The organism is Verrucosispora sp. SN26_14.1 (assembly GCF_004307965.1).
Classification (GTDB): Bacteria; Actinomycetota; Actinomycetes; order Mycobacteriales; family Micromonosporaceae; genus Micromonospora.
In genome coordinates, this window is sequence record NZ_SISL01000198.1 from 1 (window position 1) to 10,648 (window position 10,648).

Genomic DNA, 10,648 nt, shown 5'->3' on the forward strand with positions numbered 1-10,648 from the left:
CCGCGACCCAGCGGGCCGCTCGCCCGGCCACCTCGTCGGCCGGGCCGGCGAACCGGGCGAAGCGGGAGCCGCAGATGTCGGTAAGGCGACGGGCGATGTCGAGGGCACCGGACCCGCCGGTGGAACGCGCTGGCACCATGGCAGCGATCGTACATGTGTTCGAACGACGAAGTGGGCATTTGCGCCGCCCGAGACGCCCGGCCTGCCGGTAACGTGGCGCCGTGACCACCGAGACCCCCGTACCCGTAGCCAGGCAGGTGCCGAGCGAACGCGTCCACCACGGCGACGTCGTCGTCGACGAGTACGCCTGGCTGGCCACCAAGGACGACCCTGAGACGATCGGCTACCTCAAGGCCGAGAACGCCTGGACCGAATCACGTACGGCGCACCTCGCCGACCTGCGCACGGAACTGTTCGAGGAGATCCGCCGGCGCACCCAGGAGACCGACCTGTCGGTGCCGACGCGCAAGGGCGGGCACTGGTACTACTCCCGGACGGTCGAGGGCAAGCAGTACGGCGTGCACTGCCGTCGGGCGGTCCGTGACGGCGAGACCACGCCGCCGATCAGCCCCGCCGGTGCCCCGCTGGAGGGCGAGGAGGTGCTGCTCGACGGCAACCTGCTCGCCGAGGGCCACGACTTCTTCTCGCTGGGCGCCTTCGACGTCAGCCCGGACGGCCGCTTCCTGGCGTACTCGACCGACTTCTCCGGCAAGGAACGCTTCACCCTCCGGATCAAGGACCTCACCACCGGCGAGCTGCTGCCCGACGAGATCCCGGACACCTTCTACGGCACCGCCTGGGCCGCCGACGCCTCGGTGCTGTTCTACGTGACGGTGGACGACGCCTGGCGTCCGCACCGGGTCTGGCGGCACGTGCTCGGTACGGCCGCCGCCGACGACGTGGTGGTGCACTCCGAGGACGACGAGCGGTTCTGGGTCGGGGTCGAGCTGACCCGCTCGGAGCGCTTCATCCTGATCGACATCGCCAGCAAGCTCACCAGCGAGGTACGCGTCATCCCGGCCGGCAACCCCACCGGCGAGCCGGCCGTGATCGCCCCCCGCCGGCAGGGCGTCGAGTACTCGGTGGAACACCACGGGCACCGGTTCCTGATCCTGCACAACGACGGCGCGGAGGACTTCGCGCTGGCGTACACCTCGGCCGACGCCCCGGGCGACTGGGTGCCGCTGATCGCGCACTCCCCCGGCACCCGGCTGGAGGCCGTCGACGCCTTCGCCGACCACCTGGTCGTGACGCTGCGCGCCAACGGGCTCACCGGGTTGCGGGTGCTGCCGGTCGGCGGCGGCGACGGGCACGACATCGCGTTCCCGGAGCTGCTGCACACCGTCGGGCTGGACTCGAACCCGGAGTACCGCACCGGGCGGGTACGCCTGCGCTACACCTCGCTGGTCACCCCGGACTCGGTGTACGACTACGACCTGGTGACCCGCGAGATGACGCTGCTGCGGCGGCGACCGGTGCTGCCCGGCCCGGACGGGCGGGAGTACCGGCCGGAGGACTACGAACAGCACCGGGACTGGGCGCTGGCCGACGACGGGACCAAGGTGCCGATCTCGCTGGTCTGCCGCCGGGACACCCCCCGCGACGGCTCCGCACCCTGCGTCATCTACGGGTACGGCTCGTACGAGGCCAGCATGGACCCCTGGTTCTCGGTCGGTCGACTGTCCCTGCTGGACCGTGGAGTGATCTTCGCGGTGGCCCACATCCGGGGCGGCGGCGAGCTGGGCCGGAGCTGGTACGAGCACGGCAAACTGCTGGCCAAGAAGAACACCTTCACCGATTTCGTCGCCTGCGCCCGGCACCTGGCCAAGGCGGGCTGGACGTCGTCGGACCGACTGCTCGCCCGGGGCGGCTCGGCTGGCGGGCTGCTGATGGGCGCGGTGGCCAACCTCGCGCCGGACGCGTTCACCGCCATCGTCGCGCAGGTGCCGTTCGTGGACGCGCTCAGCACGATCCTCGACCCGTCGCTGCCGTTGACCGTCACCGAGTGGGAGGAGTGGGGCAACCCGCTCGCCGACCCGGAGGTGTACGCCTACATGAAGTCGTACACCCCGTACGAGAACGTGGCCGACCGCGACTACCCCGCGATCCTGGCGATGACCAGCCTCAACGACACCCGGGTGCTCTATCACGAGCCGGCGAAGTGGATCGCCCGGCTGCGGGCCGTCGCGCCGCAGGGTGAATACCTGCTCAAGACCGAGATGGAGGCGGGCCACGGCGGGCCCAGCGGTCGCTACGACGCCTGGCGGGAGGAGGCGTTCGTCAACGCCTGGACCCTGGACCGGCTCGGCCGCGCCTGACCGTCCCGTCATCCGGCCACCGGCCGCTCATGGCCCAGGGCGCGCCTGCCCTGGGCCATGGCGGACGCCGTCTCAGGTGGTTCGTAGTTCCTCCATCGCGGTGTTGGCCCGCAGGAACAGCAGCCCCAGCCCGACCGTGACCAGCACCGCGAGCAGCGCACCGCCGCCGACCAGCGCGAGCTGCTCCAGGGGTACGTCCGGCGTGCGGACCACGCGCTCGACCGGCACGAGTTCGACGTGCAGCGGGCGGGTGGCCGGGTCGTCGCACAGTTCCGCGCGCGCCCGGCACACCTCCTGGGTGTAGCCGCCGCTGACCACGTCGCCGGTGAACAGCCGCCCGATCGCGTACCCGACGCCGACCGTGAGCAGCACGGCGGGCACCACCGGCGCGAGCACCTGGACCAGGATCGAGGTGCCGATGGTGGTCCGGGGCACCCCGGTGGCCACCAGCGCGGCGTACGCCCGGCGGCGGGAGACGATGCCCTCCACCAGCGTGACCAGCAGGCCCGCCGTGGCGATGACGACCGCCACGAGGACCGCCAGGTCGACCAGGTCCATGGTGTTCAGATAGAAGGACCGGTCGTCGCCGAGGTATTCGGCGGCCAGGCTCTCCTCCTGTTCGATCCGTTGCCGGAGCTGGAAGTAGGCCCGGAACGTCGCCGCACCGGCACCGATGAGGACGCTGGCCAGCAGCGCCGCGAAGGTGCGGCTGCTGGTCCACGGGTCGTCGGTCAGCCGTCGCGCGGCCAGCAGCGTCGCCGGGCCTCGGGCGAGGCGGTGCAGCAGCCGCCCGGCGGCGTGCGACAGCCATCCGGTCCCGAGCACCACCCCCGTCACGACGGCGAAGAGACCGAGGGCCAACAGGATCGCGATCCAGTCCGTGTCGACGCCCTCGACTGCCTCCCGCAGCGGCTCGGCCAACGCGGTCACCACCACACCACCGCCGATGAACAGTGCCGGCCAGGGTTGGGGTGACCGGGTCCGACCGGCCCGCCGGAACACGCCCAGCGGTGTGGTGGCGACCCGGCGCAGCAGCAACGCGGTGCCCACCGCCGCGAGCAGCGGCAGCCCCAGCGTCACCGCCGCGATCGCCGGCACCGAGGGCAGGACGTCGGTGGGCAGGGCGAGCTGACCCTGGGCGTCCGGGCGGTGCAGCAGTTCCCGCCCGCCGAGGTACACCGCCAGGCCGACAAGCGTCCCGACCAGCGCGGCGAGGCCGGTCTCCAGCATCGCGACCCGGGTGACCTGACCCGGGGTCGCGCCGGCCAACCGCAGGGCGGCCAGGCGGCGGTCCCGGGCCGGGGCACCGAGCCGGGCACTCTGCCCCGCCAGGGCCAACACGGGTACGGCCAGCAGCAGCAGCGCGAAGGCGGTGCCGCCGCGCAGCCCCGGCTCGCGCAGCAGCGCGTTCGCGTACTGCTGGGACTGCTCCCAGTCGTGGCCCGGCGGCTTCTCGATGGCCAGCACGGTCATCGCCGCCAGCCCGGCGAGGGCGGCCAGGGTGGCGCTCAGCGCGGTCAGGACCACCCGGGCGGCGTCGGTGCGGTTGCCGGCCAGGGCCAGCCGGGCCGCCGTCCCCGGTCTCACCGCGCGCCGCCGGTCAGCGGCGCGTCCAGCCCGAGACCGGTGTGGTCGATGACGCCGTCGCGCATCACGATCTCGCGGTCGGCGTACGCGGCGATCCTGGGCTCGTGCGTCACCAGCACCACCGCCGTGCCCTGCTCGCGGGTGAGCCGGACGAGTGTGGTGAGCACCTGCTCGCCGGTGAGCGAGTCGAGCGCCCCGGTCGGCTCGTCGGCGAAGAGCACCCGTGGCTCGGTGACCAGAGCCCGTGCGGTGGCGCAGCGCTGCTGTTGCCCGCCGGACATCTCCCCCGGCCGCACGTCGGCGCAGTCCGCCACGCCCAACCGGTCCAGCCAGGTGATCGCCGCCGTCCGCGCTGCTCGCCGCCCCGTGCCGGCGAGCAGCAGCGGAAGCGCGACGTTCTCCGCCGCGGTCAGCTCCGGGACGAGCTGACCGAACTGGAACAACACCCCGAAATCGGTACGCCGCAGGCGCGACCGGGCCGCCTCGGACCAGGTGTCGATGCGGTGGTCGCGCCAGGTCACCTCACCGGCGTCGGGCCGCAGGATGCCCGCGAGGCAGTGCAGCAGGGTGGACTTGCCGCAGCCGCTCGGCCCGGTCACCGCGACGATCTCGCCCTCGGCGACGTCGAGGGTGAGGCCCCGCAGTGCGGGTGTCGGCCCGTACGACTTGACCAGCGCGCGTGCCTGAAGTTGCGTCACGAGTGCACCTCCCGGTGCCAGTCGGCGACCCGCTCCAGGGTGGTGCGCAGCCAGCGCAGGTCGGCGTCGAGATGGGCGATGGCGTAGTCGGCTGCCACGACGTCGTCGACGGTGGCCTCCGGTGCCGTCTTGAGCGCGGTCAGCTCGCGCAGCCGATCGGTGTGGGCCCGCCGCTGCGCGACGAGGTATGTCCGGGCCCGCTCCGCGTCGGCGTCCAGGAGCGCCACCACCACCTTGGCGAACAGCGCGCTGTTGACGTGCGGCATGGGTGGCTCGACGCTGCCCAGCCACTGGTCCAGTGCCGCCCGTCCCTCGTCGGTCAGCGCGTACGCGGTCCGGTCCGGTCCGGCGAGGCGTTCCTGCACCGCCGGGACCACCAGACCGTCGCGGAGCAGCCGGTTGATCGTCGCGTAGACCTGCCCGAACGCCAACGGGCGGGCCTGCGGCAACCGCTCGTCGTACGCCCGCTTCAGCTCGTATCCGTGCATGGTGCCGGTGGCGAGCAGCCCGAGCAGAACGTGCGACGTGGACACCAGCCCACTATTCACTCAGCGAATAGCTGCCGTCAAGCACTCCACGCCGAGTCCCGTCCGGTCGCTCCAAGTAGCCGGGACAGCTCCGGCAGGGCGGGGCCAGCGGTCACCTCCTCGGCGAAGACACCCATCTGGCGGCCCTGCGCGCCGAGCTGTGCGACCAACTCGCGCAACACCGGTACCGTCTGCGGGGCCGCCTCGTACGGCTGGCCGGTGGCGACCGCCAGGTCCCAACCGTGCACGGTGAGGTCGAGCAGCGCCATGCCGCCGACCACGGGCTGCGGCATCCCCATCCCCGGCGAGACACCCTCCTCGCTGGCCGGGTCCGACCATGCCGCGACCAGTCGACGGGTCTCCGCCTCGAACCGGTCCCGCCAGCCCTCGCGCAGGTGATCGGGCTTGGCGGCGAAGGTCACCTGCTCCCGGGCGGCGAGCGCCTGGAAGGCGACCACCACGTCGTACAGATGGTTGAGCAGATCGCGGACGGCGTAGTCCCGGCAGGGCGTCGGCAGGTGCAGTTGGTCGTCCCGGACCGCCCGCACCACCGCCACCGTACGCGGCGCCGCCAGCGCCAGGAGATCGCTAGTCTGAGTCGCCATATGGGCAGCGTATGAGGGTGGTCTTGAAGAAATGCGACAGCTGCGCGGGGACAGCCGGGGCATTCTCGAACCGGCCGGGCTGATGCGACGGGTCCGCTTCCGTCGGCACCTGCCCGCCGCACCGCTACGCCCATGGGTCGAGCACTACTGGCTCGTCGACTGGGCTCTGACCGAGCCGTTCGAGCAGCGGGTAGTGGCGCACCCAGCGGTCAACGTGGTGTTCGCGCGCGAGGGTGACGGTCCGGAACACGCCGAGGTGGCCGGGCCCGGCCTGAGCCTCTTCTCGACCACACTCGCCGACACCGGGCAGGTCTGCGGTATCCAGTTCCGGCCGGGCGGCTTCCACCCGTTCTGGCGTCGCCCGATGGTGGAGTTGACGGGCCGACGCCGGTCGTTCGCGGACTTGGCCGACCACTGGCCGCCGGCCGCCGCACCGAGCCCGGCGATCTGCGCCGGTACGGATGCCGCCCGCTGCCGCGCCCTCGACGACCTTCTGACCGGCTGGGAACCCCGGCCCGCCCCGGTCACCGACGAGGCGATGCGGCTGGCCGAGGCGATCCGGACCGACCGGAACGTACGGCGGGTCGACGGGTTCGCCCGCGACAACGGTCTCTCAGTCCGCCGACTGCAACGCCTCTTCCTCAGCCAGATCGGTGTCGGCCCGAAGTGGATGATCCGCCGCTACCGGCTGCACGAGGCGATCGAGCGAGCGGCGGGCAACACACCCGACTGGGCCGCCCTCGCCGCCGAACTCGGCTACAGCGACCAGGCACACCTGATCCGCGACTTCACCGCCGTCACCGGCGTCTCCCCCGGCGCGTACGCCGACCAGGATCGCGCTCGGCCATCTTCCCGGCGACACTGACCGCGTCGCCACTCGCCGCCGACGGAGGCCCGCCAGGGGGTCTTGGTCGGCGGCGTGAGCGGTCATCGGGGCGGATTGCGGACCCAGCCGAGGAACCGGACGTAGAAGTACAGCGGCTCGGGTGGCGCTCCGAGCCGGGTCAGGTCGGCGGTCGCCTCGGTGAGCAGGTCGGCCATGTCCAGCGCGAGCAGTCGACCGGGGCCGTAGTCGGCCGCCAGCTCGACTCGGGCCGGCGCACACGGCCAACCGTGCGCACAGGCGGCACAGAACCAGAGGGGTCTGACGGGGGCGTGCCGTTGCGCCATTCGGGGCTCCTCCCGGGGGTGGGACGGGCGGCAAGCCCTCGGCCGCCGGGCTCGGCCTCCAGCAGCCGAGGGGCCTACCCCGATCCCAACCCAACACCGACCCCCCTGTCAAATGTGGCAGGCCATATATGGCGGCCGAATAGGGAACACCTATTTGGGTAGGCATGGCTGTGTCTACCTTCGGCGACATGGGCGACGAGGTGCCCGGCCCGCTGGTCGGTCCAGGCGAGATTCAGCAGATGCTCGGCGTCGGGCGGTCACGCTTCCGCCAGCTCGTCTGGCATCCCGCCTTCCCGAAGCCGTTTCAGACCCTCATGGGCGGCTCCGTCTGGCTTAAATCCGAGGTCGAAGCCTGGATCGCCGAGTACCGCCAGCCACGCCAGGCGGACGACGACGAGCAGGGGTAGATCACCCCTCAGGAACGCCTCAGCGGCGGCGGAGGGCGACGACGGCGACGTCGTCCTGGATCTCGTGCGGGGCGAGTTCGACGAGCAGGCGCTCGCAGAAGCGGTCCAGGTCGTCGTCCACCCGGGACGCGCTGACCGACAGGGCGGCCAGTCCGTCATCGATGGTGGCGTCCCGCCGTTCGATCAACCCGTCGGTGTAGAAGACCATCGTCGCGCCGGCCGGCAGGACGAACTCCAGATCCGCCGGACGGGGAGCGCGTACGCCGAGCAGCGGCGCGGAGTGCTGCACGTACTCGACCTTGCCGTCCTGATTGATCAGCGGCGGCAGGTGCCCGGCACTGGCCAGCCGGACGTGTCCGGTGGACGGGTCCAGCAGCAGCACGCAGATGGTCGCCAGTTCGTCGGGCAGCAACGTCCGCATCAACTCGTTGACCCGGTGCAGGATCTCGCCCGGCTGGTGTCCCTCCACCGCGTACGCCCGCACCGCGTGCCGCAGCTCGGCCATCACCGTCGCCGCGTGCAGCGAGTGGCCCGCCACGTCGCCGATGGCCAGCAGCAGGTGGCCGTCGAGCATCACCAGCTCGTAGAAGTCGCCGCCCACCTCGGTCCGGGCGCTGGCCGGCTCGTACCGGACGGCCAGGTCGAGCCCGGCGATCTCGGGGATGCGCCGTGGCAGGAGGCTGCGTTGCAGGGTCACCGCGATACGGTGCTCCTCGTCGAAGGAGCGTTGCGCCTCCGCCGCCGACGCCACCGCCTGCGCGAGCTGGACCAGCACCGGCGTACGGGCGGTCTGGGTGGCGGTGGGGACCACGACGTAGATCGGCGCGCGGTCCTCGCGCAGCCGGGCGGCGGCCACCGTGACCGTGTCGTCGGTCGGCCAGTCGACGAGCGCCCAACCGGCGGGCTCCTGCACGGTGACGACGGTGCCGGTCGGAACCCCGGTGTCGTCGACCACCCAGGGCACGATGCGGCCCTCGGCACCGGGACCGGTGGAGACCCCGGCCAGACAGTCACCGTCGAAGGTCTCGGCGACCACCGCGGCCGGACTCTTGAAGATCTCGGCGGCTCCCGCCGCCGCCGATTCCAGCAGCCGGGCGAAGTTCGGCGCGGAGTGCACCGCCATGGTGGTGTCGGCCAACCCGGTGAGGCGTTCGGCGAGCAGTTCGGCCCGTTGCCGCGCCTGGTAGTAGCGCAGCACGGCGTGGGCGGTGGCGACCAGTTCCTCCGGCTCGATCGGCTCCGCCAGGTAGGCGTCCGCCCCCCGGGTCAGCCCCTGGGTGCGGTCGGCGGTGTCGATCGCGTGCGCGGACACGTGGATCACCGGCAGCGCCGGGTGCGCCGCCTTGATCTGCTCGCAGACCTCGAAGCCACTCATGTCCGGCAGCCGGACGTCGAGCACCACCAGGTCGACCGGGTCGACCCCGACGCGGCGCAACGCCTCGCCGCCCGTCTCGGCTTCGAGCACGGTGAAACCGGCCCGGGTCAACCAGCTCACCAACAGGTAGCGCTTGGTCCGGCTGTCGTCGACCACGAGAACTGTCGCGGCGCCGTCCACGTCAGACTCCGTCCGCTGGCAGCGAGACCGTGAAGGTGCTGCCCCGGCCGGGTTCGCTGGCCAGGTCGAGGGTGCCGCCGAGCAGGGTCACCAGCCGCCGGGCGTACGGCAGGCCGAGGCCGGTGCCACCGGTCCGCGCCGGGCCCGGCGCCTGGTAGAACTCCTCGAACACCCGCTCGTGCAGCTCGTCGGGGATGCCTGACCCCGTGTCCGATACGGAGAGCCGCCAGCCACCGTCGTGCCGCTCGGCGCGCAGCCGCACCTCGCCCTCGGAGGTGAACTTCAACCCGTTGTGCAGCAGGTTGCGCAGCACCTGGGCGAGCAGCACCTCGTCGGTCCGCAGTGTGGCCGGTGACGGCGGCTCCTCCACCACCAGCGCCACGTCACCGGCGGTGGGCAACGCCCGCAGGGTGCCCCGCAACTGTCCGAAGAGGGCCTTGAGGTCCACGTCCGCCATGGCCGGCTCGATCCGGCCGGACTCCGCCTTGGCCAGGTCGAGCAGCTCGTTGACCAGGGACAGCAGATCCGAGGCGGAGCCACGGATCAGGCCGACCTGGCGCTCCTGCTCGCTGGTGAGCGGGTCGGAGGCGGAGTCGCCCAACAGCCGGGCCAGCCCGATGATCGCGGTGACCGGGGCCCGCAGCTCGTGGCTGACGTTCGCCAGGAACCGCGTCTTGGACTCGCTCGCGGCACGCAACTGCGCCGACTTCTCGTCCAGCTCCGCATAGAGCGCCACGACGCCCGTGTTCGTCGCCTCCAGCTCGTCGGTGAGCTGGTGGTACAGCGCCATCACACCTTGGTTGGTCTGTTCCAGTTCCTCGTTGAGCCGGGCCAGCTCGTCGCGCTGGGTGCGTACCTCGTCGAGGGCGGCGATGAGCTGGGTGTTCTGGGTGGCGAGCTCCTCCTCCGCCGTGCCCGGCGCGCTCTCGGCGAGTCGGGCGCGCAACTGGGCGAGGCGCTCGGGGGTGAGCGCCTGAGCGGTGGCCGGGATCCGTCGCGACATCCTGACGACCGTAACTTGCTCCTCGGCAACCACGCCGAGTGTGTCCACCAGACGCGCCACCGCGCCGGACTCGGGCTGGTAGCGCCCGTCCGGCAGCGGCGCCACCGGAACGAGGTCGACGCGCAGGTGGTGACGGCCGTCCACGGTGTCGGCGACGGCGAAGACCACGTCCGCCCCGCCGACGGCCCGCAACAGGTCCCGGGCGACCTCGCTGATCGCGGTGGCGATCCGGACCTGGTCCTGGTGCTCCAGGCCGAGTACGCCGGCCACCTCGCGGCCACGCTGGCGGACCACGAAGATGTCCTGTTCGACCCGGAGCGCCATCTGCATCAGCGAGGCGGTGGTCATGACCAGGACCTTGCCACCAGTACTCCGGCGTCGTCGCGTCGGGTCCCGGCGTCGCGCAGCAACGTGGCGGCCGTCACCAGCGGCGACCGCCCGACGAGGCCGGGATAATCCTCGATTCGCCAGCGGTCCACCACCCCGTCGGAGTGCATCACCAGCAGGCTGTCCGGGCCGAACGGGTAGTCGTACTGCCGGATCGTGGGCCGCTGGTGCCCGGCGATTCCGGGCAGCGAGACCAGGCCACGCCGCCGGCCATCCGCGTCGATGACCACGCCGCTGATGTTGCCCAACCCGGCGTACCGCAACACCGCCCCCGCCGGGTCCGGCTCGGCCACCGCGAGCGCGGCACCACGGGTGTGCGACAGCGAGCGGTGCAGGTGGGCGACGACCTCGGCCGGGGCGGCGGCCGGGGCACCACGGAACGCGGCGAGCG

General features: G+C 72.2%; 11 protein-coding genes. 3 read left to right on the forward strand and 8 right to left on the reverse strand.

What is annotated here, in order from left to right; genetic code table 11:
* Positions 1–221 precede the first annotated feature (221 nt).
* The gene (locus EYA84_RS18035; RefSeq protein WP_131054229.1) at positions 222–2,318 is read left to right on the forward strand and encodes a S9 family peptidase; all 2,097 of its coding nucleotides are present in this window, start codon (positions 222–224) and stop codon (positions 2,316–2,318) included.
* A 72-nt stretch (positions 2,319–2,390) separates the two neighbouring features.
* Here EYA84_RS18035 and EYA84_RS18040 read toward each other — a convergent pair whose 3' ends face one another.
* From EYA84_RS18040 to EYA84_RS18055, 4 genes are read right to left on the reverse strand one after another with little or no spacing between them, the layout of a single operon-like run.
* The gene (locus EYA84_RS18040) at positions 2,391–3,905 is read right to left on the reverse strand and encodes an FtsX-like permease family protein (protein WP_131054230.1); all 1,515 of its coding nucleotides are present in this window, start codon (positions 3,903–3,905) and stop codon (positions 2,391–2,393) included.
* Positions 3,902–4,603 carry an ABC transporter ATP-binding protein gene (locus EYA84_RS18045; protein ID WP_131054231.1) on the reverse strand — a complete coding sequence of 234 codons (702 nt, stop codon included), beginning with the start codon at positions 4,601–4,603 and terminating at the stop codon, positions 3,902–3,904. Before EYA84_RS18045 ends, EYA84_RS18040 begins: the two co-directional genes overlap by 4 nt.
* Positions 4,600–5,136: a PadR family transcriptional regulator gene (locus EYA84_RS18050; protein ID WP_131054232.1), complete on the reverse strand. Its 537-nt coding sequence runs from the start codon at positions 5,134–5,136 to the stop codon at positions 4,600–4,602. Before EYA84_RS18050 ends, EYA84_RS18045 begins: the two co-directional genes overlap by 4 nt.
* A gap of 32 nt (positions 5,137–5,168) precedes the next feature.
* Positions 5,169–5,735: a TIGR03086 family metal-binding protein gene (locus EYA84_RS18055; protein ID WP_131054233.1), complete on the reverse strand. Its 567-nt coding sequence runs from the start codon at positions 5,733–5,735 to the stop codon at positions 5,169–5,171.
* A gap of 31 nt (positions 5,736–5,766) precedes the next feature.
* Between EYA84_RS18055 and EYA84_RS18060 the strand changes: the two genes are divergently transcribed.
* A complete protein-coding gene (locus EYA84_RS18060; RefSeq protein ID WP_131054234.1) occupies positions 5,767–6,600 on the forward strand; it encodes a helix-turn-helix domain-containing protein in 834 nt (277 codons plus the stop codon).
* A 62-nt stretch (positions 6,601–6,662) separates the two neighbouring features.
* On the opposite strand, the gene EYA84_RS18065 is transcribed toward EYA84_RS18060, so the two are convergent.
* Positions 6,663–6,905, reverse strand: a complete 243-nt coding sequence (locus EYA84_RS18065) for a flavin reductase (protein WP_131054235.1) — start codon at positions 6,903–6,905, stop codon at positions 6,663–6,665.
* A gap of 188 nt (positions 6,906–7,093) precedes the next feature.
* Here EYA84_RS18065 and EYA84_RS18070 point away from each other — a divergent pair, with 188 nt between their 5' ends.
* Positions 7,094–7,312 carry an AlpA family transcriptional regulator gene (locus EYA84_RS18070; RefSeq protein WP_131054236.1) on the forward strand — a complete coding sequence of 73 codons (219 nt, stop codon included), beginning with the start codon at positions 7,094–7,096 and terminating at the stop codon, positions 7,310–7,312.
* A 19-nt stretch (positions 7,313–7,331) separates the two neighbouring features.
* On the opposite strand, the gene EYA84_RS18075 is transcribed toward EYA84_RS18070, so the two are convergent.
* The 3 genes from EYA84_RS18075 to EYA84_RS18085 all read right to left on the reverse strand — a co-directional run.
* Positions 7,332–8,867: a SpoIIE family protein phosphatase gene (locus EYA84_RS18075; protein ID WP_131054237.1), complete on the reverse strand. Its 1,536-nt coding sequence runs from the start codon at positions 8,865–8,867 to the stop codon at positions 7,332–7,334.
* 1 nt (position 8,868) lies between these two features.
* Positions 8,869–10,218: a sensor histidine kinase gene (locus tag EYA84_RS18080; protein WP_131054238.1), complete on the reverse strand. Its 1,350-nt coding sequence runs from the start codon at positions 10,216–10,218 to the stop codon at positions 8,869–8,871.
* Positions 10,215–10,648: SpoIIE family protein phosphatase (locus EYA84_RS18085; protein WP_153227106.1), on the reverse strand; the 434-nt coding region annotated here is incomplete at its 5' end. The genes EYA84_RS18080 and EYA84_RS18085, both read right to left, overlap by 4 nt.